This is a genomic window from Bacillus sp. FSL H8-0516, assembly GCF_038635285.1.
GTDB classification, from domain to species: domain Bacteria; phylum Bacillota; class Bacilli; order Bacillales; family Bacillaceae; genus Bacillus; species Bacillus safensis.
Map to the genome: position 1 here is coordinate 2,108,314 of NZ_CP152051.1, position 17,037 is coordinate 2,125,350.

At 41.1% G+C, this 17,037-nt stretch carries 16 protein-coding genes and 1 riboswitch; of the genes, 2 read left to right on the top strand and 14 right to left on the bottom strand.

Annotation, left to right across the window (positions count from 1 at the left end; genetic code table 11):
- Window positions 1–131: 131 nt before the first annotated feature.
- The 6 genes from MHB67_RS10505 to MHB67_RS10530 all read right to left on the bottom strand — a co-directional run bounded on the left by MHB67_RS10505 (window position 132) and on the right by MHB67_RS10530 (window position 5,446).
- Entirely contained in the window at window positions 132–920 is a 789-nt protein-coding gene (locus tag MHB67_RS10505; RefSeq protein WP_073206131.1) for a metallophosphoesterase, read from the bottom strand.
- Window positions 921–1,007: 87 nt separating this feature from the next.
- Window positions 1,008–1,463, bottom strand: coding sequence for a DUF2663 family protein (locus tag MHB67_RS10510; RefSeq protein ID WP_073206134.1), 456 nt, complete (start codon window positions 1,461–1,463; stop codon window positions 1,008–1,010).
- A 64-nt stretch (window positions 1,464–1,527) separates the two neighbouring features.
- Window positions 1,528–2,310, bottom strand: a complete 783-nt coding sequence (locus MHB67_RS10515; protein ID WP_073206136.1) for a LysM peptidoglycan-binding domain-containing protein — start codon at window positions 2,308–2,310, stop codon at window positions 1,528–1,530.
- Entirely contained in the window at window positions 2,255–2,896 is a 642-nt protein-coding gene (locus tag MHB67_RS10520) for a CPBP family intramembrane glutamic endopeptidase (protein WP_024422830.1), read from the bottom strand. The genes MHB67_RS10515 and MHB67_RS10520 overlap by 56 nt, the downstream gene beginning before the upstream one ends.
- Window positions 2,893–4,401 carry an ATP-dependent DNA helicase RecQ gene (locus MHB67_RS10525; RefSeq protein ID WP_073206138.1) on the bottom strand — a complete coding sequence of 503 codons (1,509 nt, stop codon included), beginning with the start codon at window positions 4,399–4,401 and terminating at the stop codon, window positions 2,893–2,895. The genes MHB67_RS10520 and MHB67_RS10525 overlap by 4 nt, the downstream gene beginning before the upstream one ends.
- Window positions 4,394–5,446, bottom strand: coding sequence for a helix-turn-helix domain-containing protein (locus tag MHB67_RS10530; RefSeq protein WP_073206140.1), 1,053 nt, complete (start codon window positions 5,444–5,446; stop codon window positions 4,394–4,396). The genes MHB67_RS10525 and MHB67_RS10530 overlap by 8 nt, the downstream gene beginning before the upstream one ends.
- A gap of 267 nt (window positions 5,447–5,713) precedes the next feature.
- On the opposite strand from MHB67_RS10530, the gene MHB67_RS10535 reads away from it, so the two are divergent.
- Window positions 5,714–5,962, top strand: coding sequence for a ferredoxin (locus MHB67_RS10535; RefSeq protein WP_008361239.1), 249 nt, complete (start codon window positions 5,714–5,716; stop codon window positions 5,960–5,962).
- 172 nt (window positions 5,963–6,134) lie between these two features.
- On the opposite strand, the gene MHB67_RS10540 is transcribed toward MHB67_RS10535, so the two are convergent.
- Window positions 6,135–6,716: an ECF transporter S component gene (locus MHB67_RS10540; protein ID WP_041109656.1), complete on the bottom strand. Its 582-nt coding sequence runs from the start codon at window positions 6,714–6,716 to the stop codon at window positions 6,135–6,137.
- 144 nt (window positions 6,717–6,860) lie between these two features.
- A riboswitch (FMN riboswitch) is annotated at window positions 6,861–6,991 on the bottom strand.
- A 287-nt stretch (window positions 6,992–7,278) separates the two neighbouring features.
- Between MHB67_RS10540 and serA the strand changes: the two genes are divergently transcribed.
- A complete protein-coding gene (gene serA, locus MHB67_RS10545) occupies window positions 7,279–8,853 on the top strand; it encodes a phosphoglycerate dehydrogenase (protein ID WP_024422834.1) in 1,575 nt (524 codons plus the stop codon).
- 173 nt (window positions 8,854–9,026) lie between these two features.
- Here the strand turns inward: serA and MHB67_RS10550 are convergent, their stop codons facing one another.
- The 7 genes from MHB67_RS10550 to MHB67_RS10580 form a co-directional block, all read right to left on the bottom strand.
- Window positions 9,027–9,674 (bottom strand): M23 family metallopeptidase, encoded by a 648-nt coding sequence (locus tag MHB67_RS10550; protein WP_073206143.1) that lies wholly within the window; start codon window positions 9,672–9,674, stop codon window positions 9,027–9,029.
- A gap of 104 nt (window positions 9,675–9,778) precedes the next feature.
- Window positions 9,779–10,885: a hypothetical protein gene (locus tag MHB67_RS10555; protein WP_029706041.1), complete on the bottom strand. Its 1,107-nt coding sequence runs from the start codon at window positions 10,883–10,885 to the stop codon at window positions 9,779–9,781.
- Window positions 10,797–11,405, bottom strand: a complete 609-nt coding sequence (sigX, locus tag MHB67_RS10560) for an RNA polymerase sigma factor SigX (protein WP_024422837.1) — start codon at window positions 11,403–11,405, stop codon at window positions 10,797–10,799. Before sigX ends, MHB67_RS10555 begins: the two co-directional genes overlap by 89 nt.
- 203 nt (window positions 11,406–11,608) lie before the next feature.
- On the bottom strand, window positions 11,609–13,390 hold the full coding sequence (locus MHB67_RS10565; RefSeq protein ID WP_034623436.1) for an ATP-binding protein: 1,782 nt from the start codon (window positions 13,388–13,390) through the stop codon (window positions 11,609–11,611).
- A complete protein-coding gene (locus tag MHB67_RS10570) occupies window positions 13,387–14,109 on the bottom strand; it encodes a response regulator transcription factor (protein WP_003215596.1) in 723 nt (240 codons plus the stop codon). Before MHB67_RS10570 ends, MHB67_RS10565 begins: the two co-directional genes overlap by 4 nt.
- A gap of 85 nt (window positions 14,110–14,194) precedes the next feature.
- Entirely contained in the window at window positions 14,195–15,373 is a 1,179-nt protein-coding gene (ccsB, locus tag MHB67_RS10575; RefSeq protein WP_073206146.1) for a c-type cytochrome biogenesis protein CcsB, read from the bottom strand.
- Window positions 15,357–17,036 (bottom strand): cytochrome c biogenesis protein ResB, encoded by a 1,680-nt coding sequence (locus tag MHB67_RS10580; protein ID WP_073206149.1) that lies wholly within the window; start codon window positions 17,034–17,036, stop codon window positions 15,357–15,359. The genes ccsB and MHB67_RS10580 overlap by 17 nt, the downstream gene beginning before the upstream one ends.
- Window position 17,037 lies beyond the last annotated feature (1 nt).

Consider the following 17,037-nt stretch of genomic DNA (forward strand, 5'->3'; position numbering starts at 1 on the left):
TACTGTAGTATATGAGATGATGAGTCATAGGTTCTTAATTTTGTATTCAGTTTACACTGTGTCAAGACGGAAGACAAGCATGAAGCTATGCTTACGGTGACTTTTATGGAAAATATTGAGGGTGCCGCAAGTTAACGCGTTTTTAGAGGCATTAAATAGATCAGATGGGTTTCTGGTTCTGCTCCGAGACGCATGGGAATTTTTGTTGTCCCGTAGCCATTACTAATGAGAAAGAACGCACCTTTGACCTGGCCTGTTCTTCCTTTTTCATATGGACCAAATTTCCCAATTCGGATCTGTCCCCCATGCGTATGACCGCTCAGGACAAGGTCGATTCCCTCTTCTTCACTCATCAAATGATGTACATCTGGATTGTGTGATAAGAGAATATTGACATCATCTTTCACAAACTCAGGCCGTATCGCTTCATAATCTGCTTTTTCAAGCCGAATATCATCAATTCCTCCGATTTTGATTCGCTGGCCATCGAAATTCCATACAGCCGTTTCATTTTGCAAAGTCGTGACATCGTATGCATGAAGAATCTCTTTAAACCTTTGCTGATGCAGCTCATGATCATTATTTCCCCAAACAAAATAAACCGGCGCAATTCTTGATAAACGTTTCACATTTTCTTCAATCCTTGCGTAGGGCACACCTTTTTCTGCTAAATCTCCGCCAATCATAATCACATCTGGCTCTTCCTGTCTGATTTCTGCTAATAAAGTGTCACTGATGAGACGTCTGTGTGTATCAGAAATAAAGAAAATGACAGCAGGCCGGTCTGATTGAAGTGCTTCTATTGTAAAGTAATGCTTTTTGATGTTGTTTTGTTTTGCCGTTTTCACCATTTTTGCCGTTACACACACACCTGTTGTAACAGCCGCAATGGCGGCAGTAAATCCGATGGCATATTTCATCACAAATGGCTCCCTTACATATCTTTCTTTCATAAGACGCTTGAATGAAAAAAGACGTTTCAACTGTTAAACGTCTTTTTTTCTCATTTATTTACTTTCATAATAGAGATTAATGTCAAATTGCTTCTGCATATAGTGAAAAACCGCCTCGCGCTCTTTCCACTGATTTGATTGCGGCCATAAGTCTGTGCTCTTTTGTATAATTTCACATCGAAGCCGATGATATTCATCCTCAGCCTTTTCTTCTTTTTTCTTATAGTAATAAGATGCGTAAAAAGCAAAGACCTCGGCCATGATCCAAAACAGAAATACTTCATGACCAAGCAGTGTGGCAATCATGGCTTCCGGCTGAAGCGAGCCGCCTCCCGCATTTGCCGTGATCACAAAATAGAACAAAAGAATAGCCAGCGATAGAAGGGCTGTCCATTGCCATCTTTTGCACTGCTTGGCAAAGCCCTCATATTTATGCTTTCTTTTGATCAATGTTTCCATCATCTTCTGTGTCGGCTGATCCATATATCGGCTGATTGTGTGCAATGTCATCACATACACCCTGTCCCTTTTTTCTACATATGTATGTGCATGCTTCTTCGTTCATGTCAGGTGATTAGTTTTCTAGTGGAATATTCAGCACTTGACCACTGTACACGCTGTTACCTTTTAAATGATTATAAACTCTAATTTTCTCTTCACCCGAACGGTTTTTGTAATACTTCATTGAAATTCGATACAGGTTTTCCTCTGGACCAACAGTGTGCTGCACGACACGGACTGGCTTTTCTTCCTGCTTCTTTTTCTCTTCGGCTTCTTTTCTTTTTTTCTCTTCCTGTTGCTTTTGCAAGGCTAGCTGCTGCTGTTCACGCTTTTTGGCAGCTTCAGCTCTCTCGCGTTCTTTTTCTTTCGCTGCTTGTTCACGCTCTTCTTTCTCTTTAGCAGCTTGTTCTTTTTTCTTCTGTTCAGCTTTTTCTTTCGATCGCTGTTTTTCTTCCTCTTTCTTTTGCTTCTCATCATCAGACGCATCCGCTTTATTAGCGCTTGAATCATTTTTCGTTTCGGCAAGTGCTGACGGGACTGGGTCTGTGTCAGCACTTGATGTAGAATCAATATTATATACATCTTGATTATTATTATGGTTGATTTCCTTTGATGTGTAGTAGATCAAAAGGAAGAACACTGTGACAACGATAATAGGAAAGATAATAGCCAGTGTTGTAAACAATGGATTGCGTACCTTTTTCGTGCGCTGTTTTTTATATTCATGAAAATCTTCTCGTGTAGGAAAGTGAGAGTCATCTGAAGGCTGAACTTCTTCTTCAAAAATTTCCTCTACATCATCATGGATGTTTGTCAGCTGCTCCTTCTTTCTCTTCATTCTCGACATTTCTTCCATGTTCATCCCTCCCCCTATATTTCAAACGAATTTGACAAGCAAAGACTAAGTCAATGACAAAATGGGTCATGACAGGAACAAATAAATTCCCCGTCCACTCGTATAAAAGTCCTAAAAAAATACTAATAGAAACCACAAGGATAAACAAGAGTATTTTTGATAAGTAGCGAAAGTGAAGGAGCGCAAACACAATACTGGCAATCTCCAGTCCAAATTGCTGCTGGACGATCCCTCGGAATAGAATTTCCTCTGAAAAGGCGATGAGCAGTGTTAACCAAACAATATGCGGGATGCTGCGGTTTTTGAACATTTTTTCATTTAATCCGCCATCATCATACATATGAGCAGGAAACACCTTCATGACAATCGCATCCACAATGATCACAACCGCAGCGCCGCCAATTCCATAAGTCAGTATCCGCGCATCTTGGATCTCCCAAAGAGATGTGAAATCTGTCCAATGATCAAACATAAATATACCTAGTAAAAAGGAAATGACCAGCATCAGCAGCTGCGTGAAATACAGCTGTTCTACTACTTGTCGATCGGTTAATTTTTCGATGATCCGGCGATGTTGTTCAATCAATGCTGCGCCTCTTTTGTCAGATGAAACATACGATTCAGCACGGTCTTCCAGTGTTTCATTTCATTCAGCTCCAATGGTTGATCTTTTTTTTCATAATCAGACAGGTCAAGTCCGCAAGAAGAGCAGCAGCTGCCAGAGGGTTCGCTCTCTGTTTGATCAAGCTGTTCGTAAAAGTATGATAACAGAGATTGTCTAAAGCAGCCATGATCTGTGATCCGCTCCTTAAATTGCCACACTTTTCTCAGTTTTTCTGTTTGTCTGTCCTGCAATTTCTCTTTCAGTTTCATCAGGAGCACACGCGGCTCGTCAGACTGATACATCCTGTAATAATGGATCAGCATTCTTGCACGTGTCTCCTGAAGCCCTGATTCCATTAATTGTTCACGTAATTTCTTTTCATCATTTGTCTGCATTTGTGTCAGCCTAGCTAAGAAGAAATCAATTTCCGGATCATCAAAGCCTTCTGCTTGTATTAAATGCTGTTGAATATCTGCATCTTCTTCTGTATATAAAAGAATGCTCACACTATTTTCCCCGTCCCGTCCTGCTCTTCCAATTTCCTGCATAAATGCTTCAATTGACTGCGGCGGGCTCATATGAATAACAAATCGTATATCTGCTTTATCAATTCCCATTCCAAAAGCACTTGTACAACAAATGAGATCAAGCTGTCCGCTGATAAATTGCTGCTGAATAAGCATGCGGTCTCCTGGATCCATCCCGCCATGGTAATACTCTACACGCTGATGGGTTTTTTGTTTCATAATGAGCGCCATATCTTCTGTCATTTGCCGGGTTGGGCAATAAATCAGGCCGGGGCCTTGCAGATATTCAACAAGCTCAATAGCCCGTTTCTCTTTTGCTTCTTTCGTTTCGTGCGCTTCTTTGACCAATGCGATGTTTGGCCGGTTGACAGAATGGATATGAAAGTCTGGATGCTGCAATCTTAACGTTTGCACGGTATCTTTCAGTGTTTGTTTCGTTGCAGTTGCCGTCAGCGCTAAAGCGACAGGTTGACCTAACGCTTCTCTCCATTCTCCCAGCTTGGAATATTCCGGACGGAAATCATGCCCCCACTCAGATATACAATGGGCTTCATCGACGACAAACAGACCAATATGCATCGATTTGAGCTGTTCTAGCAGCACCTCTGACATTAATGCCTCAGGGGCGACGAATAAAAATTTATATGATGGCAAATGCCGAATGATATGTCGTCTCTCCTGAAAAGACAATGTGCTGTTCAGTGCCGCCACTCGTTTTTCTCCGCGCATTTTCATTCGTTCGACTTGATCCTCCATAAGCGATAACAGCGGCGAAATAATGAGAACTAATCCATCTGTCATATAGCCGGGAATTTGATAGCAGATGGATTTCCCGCCGCCAGTAGGCAGCATGGCCACCGTATCCTTTTGATTCAGTACACTTTGAATAATGTCCTCTTGACCTGCTTTAAATGAGTCGTAACCAAAATATCGCATGAGCGTCTGATGAAGCTTATCCATTTGCTTTCACCATCCTTGTCAGAGCCAATCGTATTTGAAAATAAGTAAATCGATGTTCGAGTTTTTCTTTAATCAGCTTCATCTTATTTGTCTGAAGCTCTCTGGCTACTGCATGAATGGTCTGCTGCTGTTCTTCGCTCACATACGGCTCTATTGAGAAGCTCGGTTCATGTATAGAAAGCTCGACAATATGGTCTTCGATCGTTGCCTTTTTTAAAGAGCGAATGTGAGCAATTTGATCAATATCAAAGCCTTTTTGCACAAGCTCGAGCGTTTTGTGCGTAGAGGTTGTTAGCACGCGTTTGAATTCAAGGTCACCTACGAGCTTTTGCATGAGCTGCGCCTCACCTTTTTGGGCAGCATGAATAAAATAATGGAGGACATTCCAAAAAAGCAGGTACACATACCACACATCTTCTTTTAGCCACTCTGCCATTTGCTGATACGTACGCCCAATTCTTTCATTTGAGGTCAATGAATAAACAAATATCAGCGCCTCTTGATCACTTATACGGCTAAGGAGCTTTTCGAGTTCATGATGGAGCTCTTCCGAAAGCTTATTCTTCTCGTGATGCTGTTTTAAGAAGGATTTCGTCCAGCTTTGTACAGATACATCTCTTTGTATTGGGACATATTGATGCGATCCAGCCAGATGGTGAGACAGCACTTGTACAAGTAACGAGAGCCTCATCCATAACACCTTTGCTTTATCATGATATTTGGCACCATGAAAATAAGCGGGCATCGGTTTTTCTGAGAAATACTGGTTTAGCATTTGCTGTCCTGCATCTGTAACAATGAATGTCTCCCCTGTTTTTTTGATGTAGTGCTTTTCGTCAAGCTTTATAGTAGAGCAATTCAGCTGATCCCTCGTAAACCCCGGGTAACAGCCGAAATACTTTGAAAGCTGAAACAAACTGGCATCCTGTATGGTTTGTGATGATTTTTTTCCTTTAAAAAGATGGTAGACAGCACTTATGGAGCGTTCGCCGTTCAATTTATATACGCTGTCCATTAACATGACATCCAAGTAATGAAGAGTCATTCGCCAAAGCACCTGTCTTCCTGACAAAATTCGAATATTTTCTCCCTTTATTTTAACAGATTTCATAGAAGAAGAAATGTTTAAACTCAATTTGTGGGGGAAAGTTATGAACAAACCCTTATGTGATAAGCATTCTCAATCACTTTACAGTTGAAATGTGAAATTAAAATCATTACAATAAGGTTTGAGGAAATTGTTTTTTATCGGTGAAACTAAAAAGGTTAGACCATTTGTTCCATCGAACAATCTGGGAGGTATTTTTTTAACATGGCAAAATATACAATTGTAGACAAAGACACATGTATTGCTTGCGGCGCATGCGGTGCAGCTGCTCCAGACATTTATGATTATGATGATGAAGGCATTGCATTTGTTACGCTTGATGACAACCAAGGGACTGTAGAAGTTCCAGAAGTACTTGAAGAAGATATGCTTGATGCATTTGAAGGATGTCCAACAGATTCTATCAAAGTTGCGGACGAATCTTTCGATGGTGACCCGCTTAAGCATGAATAGTATAAAAGCCCCTTATGCAGGGGCTTTCAGCATGTAAACAAACCCTCGCATTCGGTGTCAGGTCTGCAAAGGTTTTCTATCACGCTGAAATGAAGACAAAGAGCTAAAATAAAGATCATTTTAGCTCTTTGTCAACAATCTAAAAGCCCCTTATACAGGGGCTTTTTTTAAATTAACTATTTTGAAGTCGGCGTTTATTTTCAAACCATGGACGCATTTTCACAAAAATGAGGCTAAACACGATGGTAATGATGATTCCTTTAATAAAGTTAAATGGTAAGATCCCTGCTGTAATGGTCGTCTTGAGCGCATGATCAGATAGTTCTGGCGCGTTTAAGAACCATGTGTAAGCTGGCAGGAATAAGAAGTAATTTAAAATACTCATCATCACAGTCATAAGCAATGTACCCGCGATCATAGACCATGCCATCCCTTTTGCTGATTTGATTTTTTTAAACATAAAGGCGACTGGCAAGATAAATAGTGTGCCTGCAATGAAGTTCGCGACTTGCCCAACTGGAACGCCGGACATACTGCCTTGAATGAGGTAATGCAGTACATTTTTTAATGCTTCCACAGCAATCCCTGCACCCGGTCCATAAATTAAAATTGCAATAATTGCCGGGATATCACTAAAATCAATTTTCAAATACGCTGGAAGACCCGGGAAAGGAAAATCCAATAAAATTAACACAAACGAAATACTGCTGAGCATACTGGTAACAACTAAACGCTTTACTTTACTTTGATTCAATATTCTCTCTCCTTTTCGATCAAATCTTTCGAAAAGAGGATTGTTCCATTTTAGCCACAAAAAAACCGCCCTTGAAAACAGGAGCGGGGAAATTGGGCTAGACAAATAAACGTGTGAACATCAATGTTTTCAACGTTTATGAACCTCCATCTTCTCCCATCCAGACTATACTGTCGGCTTCGGAATCACACCGAATCCTGCCAAAAAGGCTCGCGGGCTTAGAGACTATGCTCATCACCGCCGGTAGGGAATTGCACCCTGCCCCGAAGATTGATCATTATTCAATTCGACATCATTATATATGATATATGAGCATTTGTACAGATAAAAATCCTGAGCAAATTCATCAGTTTTAAGAAATCGTAAAAAACACAAAAATTCTAATGACAAATGCGCAAAAATTGGTTATCTTTTGTTTAAAGGTGTTCATTCTTTATAAAGACACAAAGAAATGTTCGTGTTTCCTTTTTCACTTTACTGCTTTAATTTGATTGACACAGTGAAAAGGAATATGGTAAATTATCAGATATTTATGACGTTTATTTTAGGAGGAAATCTAACGATGTTTCGAGTATTAGTCTCAGATAAGATGAGCAATGATGGTCTTCTACCACTTTTAGAATCAGATTTTGTTGAAATTGTCCAAAAAAATGTAGCAGAAGCAGAAGATGAATTACACACGTTTGATGCCTTACTTGTCAGAAGTGCCACAAAAGTAACGAAAGAGCTTTATGAAAAAATGACTTCATTAAAAATTGTCGGCCGTGCCGGTGTGGGAGTAGACAATATTGACATTGATGAAGCGACCAAGCATGGCGTCATTGTAATCAATGCACCAAACGGTAATACGATCTCGACAGCTGAGCATACGTTCGCTATGATTTCATCACTTATGCGTCATATTCCACAAGCCAATATTTCTGTCAAATCAAAAGAATGGAACAGAGGGGCATATGTTGGTGCTGAGCTTTACGGAAAATCTCTTGGGATTGTCGGTTTAGGCAGAATTGGAAGTGAAATCGCCCAGCGTGCAAGAGCATTTGGCATGACAGTCAACGTGTTTGACCCATTTCTCACAAAAGAACGTGCAGAAAAAATTGGCGTCAATGCGAAATCACTTGATGAAGTACTCGAAGTATCAGATATTATTACGGTACATACGCCATTAACAAAAGAAACAAGAGGACTTCTCAATAAAGAAACGATTGCAAAAACGAAAAAAGGTGTTCGCCTTGTAAACTGTGCGCGCGGCGGCATTATTGACGAAGCTGACCTTCTTGAGGCACTTGAAAGCGGCCATGTCGCAGGAGCTGCACTTGATGTATTCGAGGTAGAACCTCCAACTGATAATCCGCTTGTGGATCATCCACACGTCATTGCAACTCCGCATCTTGGTGCCTCTACAAAAGAAGCACAATTAAATGTAGCCGCGCAAGTATCTGAAGAAGTCCTTCAATTTGCAAAAGGCCTTCCTGTCATGTCATCTATTAATCTACCAGCGATGACAAAAGACGAGTTCAAAAAGATCCAGCCTTATCATCAATTTGCAGGAAAACTTGGACGTCTTGTCTCTCAATCCATGAGAGAACCTGTAAAAGAAGTAGGCATTTCTTACGAAGGCTCTATTTCAAAACTCGAAACATCCTTTATCACCAAAAGTCTCCTGTCAGGGTTTTTAAAAGAGCGTGTTGATTCGACTGTGAATGAAGTAAATGCTGGAATGGTCGCAAAAGAACGAGGCATTAGCTTTAGTGAAAAAATTTCTTCCAGCGAATCTGGTTACGAAAACAGTATTTCTATTGAAGTCAAAGGTGATCTTTCAACCTTTACTCTTAAAGCGACTTACATTCCGCATTTAGGGGAACGCGTCGTTTCTATTAATGGCTTTAATATTGATTTTTACCCAGATGGACACCTTGTCTATATCCAGCATACAGATGCACCTGGTGTGATTGGAAAGGTTGGACAGATTTTAGGCGACCATGATGTCAACATCGCAACAATGCAGGTGGGACGTAAAGAAAAAGGCGGCGAAGCCATTATGATGCTTTCTTTCGACAAGCATCTAGAGGACGAAATTGTGAAAAAATTAACTGAAGTGCAGGATATTCTTTCTGTCCGCCTGATTGATCTATAAAAAACAGTGATAAACCTCATGCTTTGCATGAGGTTTTAGATTGTCGACAAAGAGCTAAAATGATTTTCATTTTAGCTCTTTGTCTTCTTTTGAGCGTGATTGAAAACCCTTACAGCCCTGACAACGAATGCGAGGGTTTGTCTACACGCTGCCCTCATGCAAAAGCATGAGGTTTATTTAGTTGAAACCATTAAACGGTCTCCTGTTCGAATGAGGTGAGTGGTCAGCTCATTGATCTTTTTCAACTGTTCCACAGTCATTTCATGCGCCTTTGCTATCGACCAAAGGGTATCCCCTTGTTTAATGACATATGTATTTTTTTCATGTCCATTTACATGAAGAGCCGGCTCTCGGAAGCGTTCCACAGCAATCATTTTGAGCGGATCTATTGCATCCTCTTTGCTGACTGACCAATTGCCCCGATGTACTTCAAAATGCAAATGAGTGCCTCTGGAGGCCCCTGTGTTGCCAATTATGCCAATCGGCTGTCCCGCTTGTACATGGTCACCCTTTTTCACAAAACGCTCGTGTAAATGAGCATAGACAGTTTCGTATCCATTCGGATGCTGAATAAATACAACTTCTCCATATGTAGCCGATACATACGAACGCGTGACCACACCTTCACTTGCAGCAAAAATGGATTCTCCTTCTGGCGCAGCTATATCTAATCCCTTATGCGAACCGCCCCTTGTCCCAAACAAGTCAGTGACTTCTCCTTTCACTGGTTCCACCCATTCGGTTGTCTTCTGTGCATGGGCAAATGGCGCTAAGATCAAGAGCAAAAAACAGCTGGCACCTATGAAGCAATACCTTTTCATCAGTGACTCCCCTTCTTTGAGGTTCTTTTCATGACAGCTTAGTATACAGCAAGAAGATCATTTTCTATACATCAAAAAAGAACGCAATGAAATGCTTGCGTCCTTTAACGTTCTTTGATGACAACTGGATTCGGCAGAGCCGGCACCTCTATTGGTTCATTTAATTCATATGGTCCTACTTGATCTGTTCCTGCATATTGAATGGTGACATCTGTAAAACCAAAATCTTTCGCTGTGAGCAGCAGACCTTCAATGAGTAGAGTATGATCAATTGAGTCCGATAATTGTGCTGATGCTCCAAACGTGATGGTTACATGCTTACCTTTTGATGTCACTTCTTTAATGGGTTCTTCTTTAATTAATGGTTCAAGTCCAGAATCACTCGTGCGTTTCATGGCCTCTACCGCATCTTCATAAGTAGAATAATGTGTTTTTGAGGGCACCAAAAAAGTCCCGCTCTTATTTTCTAACACGTAATAAGCTTTCTTCGTTTGTTTATCAATGGATATCGTGCCAAAGCTGCTAGTCCCTAATTGAAGATGAGAACCTTTGACTGACCTGACCTCCACTTGTTTATACCTGCTCCATTTGAGCGTTTCTTTGACCATATCTTTAAATCGATTGGCTTCCTTTATCGTATCAAGGGACAAATCATTTTTTAACTGAAAAACAAGTGTATTCCCATTTTCACGAAGGTCCACCATCTCAAGATAAGATTGAAGAGGCTTTGTCATTTCAGGCAGCTGCACCTGTTCATATGTGTTCATCATTTCCTGCAAATGGCCATGTTCATTCTCTTTTTCAATACTTATGGGAACCACTTGAGATGTCGATTCATCTATGTATGCAACCGTCATATACTTTTGCTTGTCTTCATGAGAAACAACGTGTGTGGTACCATTTGCCTGTTTGACCGGCTCTAATGTGGCATTTGCCTGTCCTTTGTCAGCACTTGATTCCATTTTCATCTGTTGATGCTGTTCTTGAGCAGCCGGCTGAAATAAATGAGGAGAAATTAAAAACGCCATAAATAAAACCACAACGGTTGCCACCGCTGGACCGATCCATTTGACACTTTTCTTTTTCTTCCCGCTTGCCATCAGCACCTGCTGGTATATCTGCTTAGATGAACGGTTGTCCTCCACCTTTGGAAGCTGACTTAGTAACACCTTGATTCGTTCTTCGCTCCAATCGGACCTGTTCGTTTTCATTCACTAGCTCCTCCTTCAAAAGCTCCATATGTTTTCGGAGCACTTTCAGGCCTCGGTGCTGCGTTGTTTTGACTTTGCTTTCCGAGAACTTTAGCGCCTTTGCCGTCTCCATGATTGAGTAGCCCTGGATAAACCTTAAAATGATGACAGCTCTTTGATCAATCGTGCAGTGATCAAGCGCGGCATAAATTTCTTTAGTATTTTCATCCTGTACAGCCAGTTCGTCTGGGAGCAAGTCTGGGTCTTTTACATCCTGCTTATCCCAATCAAACGTGCCGAGTACCCGTTGTCTAATGGTTTGCTGCTTGCGAAACCAGTCAATCGCCACATGCCTTGCAATTGAAAACAGCCATGTTTTCTCGCTGCTTCTTCCTTCAAAAGTTTTATATGAGTGAAGTACCCGAATGTAAACCTCCTGTACGAGATCCTCTGCCTGATTTTTATCTTTAACCATGTAAAATAAAAACTGGTACAAATCTTGATGGTACGAATCATATATTTTTTGAAAGGTTTCATGCATAGGAAACCCCTCCGTTCACTTATTTTTGTCGAGTGACTCTTATAAAACGTTACATTACAACTTTATGACAAATATATTACAAGTTCGACAGTTTGGGAAGGGCTTTTTGTTTAACTTCTCCTTAAAAATTTGAAAATAGAAAAAACACTTCATTTTCTTTACGAAAAGAAGTGTTTCTCATGTAACAAGATTCTTCGTCAAGATTAGACGAGTTCCTGCTTTTTTCTCGGAATATAGAATGTGAAGTGTGTACCTGCACCCGCTTTGCTGTGAGCATGTATAGAGCCTTGATGTGCCTCGACGATGTTCTTCACAATCGCAAGGCCAAGTCCAGTACCAGAACGTCCTCTTGTCCTTGCTTTATCGGCTTTATAGAAGCGTTCGAAAATAAAGGGCAGATCCTCTTCCGGAATTCCGCTCCCCGAATCTTTTACATCCATTTTCAGTCCGTTCTCCACCGATTGAACCGAGAAGTGAACCTCGCCGCCCTCTGGTGTATGACGAATGGCATTATCAATGAGATTCGTAAACACTTGCTCAATCTTATCTGGATCGAATACAAAGTTCGGTTCATCCACTTGAATATCATACGTAAGGTCGATTTGTTTTTCTTTCGCAATCCCGAGAAACTTGCGGTAGATCTTCTCAGTCAGCTCTTCTGTATCTGTTGATTCAAGATTCAGTGTAATATGACCTGCTTCCATTCTCGCTAGATCTAGAAGGTCATTCACAAGACGTCCCATTCGAAGTGATTCATCATAGATAATTTGCGCAATCTCTTTCTTTTCTTCTTCTGATCCTGCAATATCATCTACAATCGCTTCACTGTACCCTTGCAGCATGGCAATTGGTGTACGAAGTTCATGACTGACATTGGCAATGAAGTCTTTTCTCAGTTTATCAAGTCTTCGTTCTTCCGTCATATCACGAAGGACTGCAACTGCTCCCCTGACATCCTGCTGATTATACAGCGGAGACATGAGAAGAACCCAGGTACGCCCTTGCAGCGTAACTTCGATCATTTGCTCTTTTTCTGTGCTGACAGCTGTATGAAATAGCTCGCGCGCTTCTGGCGGCAGTTCATCTCCATCTTTGATCTTCATATTTTGCTCATAATACCATGCCTGTAAAAATCGTTCTGCTGGAGGATTTGTCATCAAGATCGTTCCATCAATATTGATGGTGATGACGCCATCAGCCATACTGCTTAAAATATTAGATAAATGTTCTTTTTCTTGATTTAAGGCTGTGATATGAAATTTTAGCTGCTTCCCCATTTGATTAAAGGCGATCGCCAGTTCTCCAATTTCATCTTGCGTTAAAATAGGAATCTTTGTATCAAATTTCCCTTTCGCCAAATCTTGTGCACCCTCTCTCATCTTTCTGAGAGGATAGGTGACACGTGTTGACAAGAAGAAAGCGAATATAGTGGTCAGTACAATCGCAATTCCGGCGGCTAAAAAGATGTAGCGTGTCGTATGTTTCGTTGTTTGTTCTACAGCGAGGAGTGACTGAGAAAGAAAGACCATGCCTTTTTTTCCGTTCGCCTCATATGGAACACCGACTACAATCCGTTCATCTTTTTGATTGCCTGCATCAGGTTCTGCACGTTTACTGATTTTTTTACGATCTTTCAGTGCTTGATTTAAATCGCTGTCTGCTTCAATTTGTTTCTTTGTAATCGCAGGAAGCTTCCCGTCTTTTTCAGACGAATACCACTCTAGCCCGTCCTCTTGGATGATCGCAATACTCGTCAATTTGTCAGCGAGCTCTGATGTAATCGACCTTGCAAGCGATTGATCCTCATGGCTTTCTAAAATGACCGCTACTTTGTTTGCCATTTGTGTTAAATCAGATTTTGCTTCTTCTACATGATAATTCTCAATGAACTCTAAAAGAAGCACAGTTAAAATAGATAAAACGATCAAGACAAGGAAAAGAATGGTTAACCATAGCTTTCCTACAACACTTTTCCACAGTTTCATTCAGCGCCGACCTCAAATTTGTACCCGACACCCCATACAGTTACGATTTTTTTCGCTGCTTCTGGTGACACTTTATTCAGTTTTTCACGAAGTCGCTTGACATGAGTATCAACTGTTCGTAAGTCTCCAAAGAATTCATATTGCCATACTTCTTTTAGCAGCTTTTCTCTGTCATAGACCTTATCTGGTGTTTTTGCAAGGAAATATAAAAGCTCATATTCCTTCGGCGTGAGGCTGACTTCTTTGCCATCAGCCGTCACTCTATGTGCATCATGGTCAATAGAAAGATGAGAAAACACAAGAACATCCTTTGTTGTTGTCCCAGTATTCAAATAAGACGTTTGAGACGATCTTCTAAGCAATGCCTTTACACGTAAAACCACTTCACGCGGGCTGAAAGGTTTGACGATGTAGTCATCCGTTCCTGCCTCAAATCCTTGAACGCGGTTGGCTTCTTCTCCTTTTGCCGTCAGCATAATGATTGGAGTCGCTTTTTTGTCTCGAATTTGATTACACACTTCGATTCCATCTGTACCAGGCATCATTAAATCGAGCAAAATGAGGTCGTAATCGGTTTGAAGCCCTTTTTGAATCGCCTCATCTCCATTTTCCGCTTCATCGATTTCATAATTTTCACGTTCTAAATACATTTTTAAAAGGCGGCGAATTCTTGCCTCATCATCTACGACTAATATTTTCGTTTGAGTTGTGTGTTCCATTAGACAGTCCTCCTGCTTTCTCCGTTGTTACATTCATTTTAACAAAAAGCCGAATTGAATCATAAAAGTTGGCTTTTCCTTGTGATTATGCGTAAGAATGAAGCCCCGCAATGACAAGGTTGACAAAGATGAGATTAAACATAATAATGGCGAAGCCGATCACAGCAAGCCATGCGGACTTTTCACCATGCCAGCCTCGCGACAAGCGAAGATGAAGATAGGCAGCATAAAAGAGAAACGTAATCAATGCCCATACTTCCTTCGGGTCCCAGCCCCAAAACCTAGTCCATGCAATTTGCGCCCAGATCATGGCAAAGATCAGCCCGCCTAACGCAAATACAGGGAAACCAATCGAAACCGCCCTATACCCAATTTCATCAACTAAATCTAGGTTCACCTGTTTCACTAGCGGTTGAAGCAGTGCGCTCAGTCGTTTGCGAATGATCAATCGAATGAGTCCGTATATGATCAGCCCTACGCCAAATGACCATAACACCGTATTGACCTTTCTACCTGAAAAAACAGGCGGCAGCTCAACAAACGGTTCCAAACGATCTTCCGTCACAAGCTCCCCTTTATGAGGTCCGACAAGAGCTGGCAGCTCATAGACCATCTCACTTTTTTCTTTATTTTTATCGATCCAATGAAATGTCGCTTCATATCCTGTCATTCTAAAGATAGACGTGACAGCGATAAATGCAAGTGTGACCACAATCATAAACATGACAAGCTCTAAACCAAACGTCTTCTTCCCTGGCTTTGTTTGATCCACATGCTTTAATAGAAAGATGACACCTGCCACAAAGCTGATGGCTAAAATGGCTTGGCCAAGTGCTGCTGTTGTCACGTGAATATAAAGCCAATTACTTTGAAGTGAAGGAATCAGCGGTGAAATATCTGATGGGAACATACTTGCATAGGCAATAATCAATAAAGCGATTGGAAGTGTGAATAAACCAAGTACAGATACTTGATACACAAAATATAAAATGATGAATGCAAGCACCAGCATCATGCCAAAAGCCGTTGTGAACTCAAACAAATTACTGACTGGTGCATGGCCAGATGCGATCCATCTTGAAATAAAATAGCCCAACTGGCTCAAAAAACCAATGATGGTAAGCGTAATGCCAATGAGTGCCGCCTTATTCCTGCGCGGTCCTTCTTCTTTCTTTTTTCCCTTAATGGCACCACCAAAAAAAGGAACTGCCGCTAAATAAAATAGAAAAGCTGCAAATAACAGATTTTCACTGACTGCCGCCATCTAATCCTTCCCCCTTGCTTTTGCTGATACTTGTTGTATCAGGCAGTTCTTTTTGATCAACTGGCTGTTTGATGCCACTACCATTCAGTAACACTCCAATATCGGACTTTAAGCCGAACCAGTTTTTGTTTGTATGTCCTGCCACCAATACTTTTCCATCCTTTGCCGACAGCCAGATTCTTCTATGCTGCCAATACATCCCCTGCACGACACCAATCATGAAGATGATTCCGCCTACTATGAGCACGCCAAGTGTTAAATCCTTTCTAACTGTTAACCCTGTGACGTTTTTCGTTTCAACCCGATCAAACTTCATTTTATATAAATTATTATCAGAACCCTCTACTGTCTCTTGAATGGCGACAAAGCTTTTTTCACCTTTAGGTTTTTCAGGAGAAATCATTTCAAACACGAAAGCAGGATTATTCGGATTCCTTGTTTTCGTACTCGGCGTTCCATCATCGTCAAAATAAAAATCAGGCAGATATCTCATCACCTTGACTTTGTAACCGCTACCAAGATCATATTCTGACTTAGGCTCCAGCAGATTAATCTTCACTGTACCGAAAGATTTTTCTGTATCTTTACGAATCAGCTGAAAGACCATTTGATCGAGTTCATTTTGTTTAAAATCCACTTGATATAATGAGAAATTGTCAAACTTGAGCGGTTCATTCACTTTGATATCGTGTTCTGTTACCTGCTTCAGCTTGGGCTTTTCACCAAATACAACTTCTCCTTCACGTTTGTATAAAATGGCATCCGTTTTATAACTTTTCACCACTTGACCGTCGCCAGCTTTTTCAATGGCATTCTCAAACACTTCTTTTTCATTTCCAGTTTCATAGCGATCAATTGAAAACGCATTATTTTTCAAGAAGTATTGACCATCCGTACCTGGAATTGGTGCAGTTTCCCCTTCTCTGACCCAAAGCGTTTCATCCACGTACATGCCCGGGACAAACCGGAGCATCGCTCCAATGAGAAAGATGATTAGTCCAATGTGATTGACGTAAGGTCCCCAGCGTGAAAAACGTCCTTTTTCGGCTAAAATATGCCCATTTTCTTCTCGCACGCGGTAACGCTTTTGTTTCATTGCTCTTATGATGCCTTCATATGTATGCTGATCTAATGTTTTGTCTGTCTCGCTAAACAGACGCTGTCTTCTCATAAAGCCTTCTTTTTTGATAACCCCTTGGTTTTTGAGTGCTCGATAAAGAGGAATAACGCGGTCGAGACTGCAAATGACAAGGGAGATTCCGATTGATGCGACAAGAGCTAAAAACCACCAAGAATTATAAAGATCATGGAATCCAAGTGTGTAATACAGCTTGCCAAACGATCCATATTGCTCTTCATAATACGTGGAAGCAGAGGCACCTGGCGGAATAAATCGCTCCTGCGGAAAAATCGTTCCAAGCGAAGAAGCGAGCAGTGTAATGACAATCAGCCACACACCCACTTTAACGGAAGAAAAAAAATTCCATACTTTATCAACAATCGTTTTGTTGTATGTTTGCGAGCGTCTTGCACTGCCGTCATATCTCATATCAAGCAGCTTTGAAGAGTTCTTCTCTTTAGCCTCAATAGGATTCCCGCATGATTCACATAGAACAGTACCGATTGGATTAATATGTCCACACTCGCACTTTACCTCTTTCATT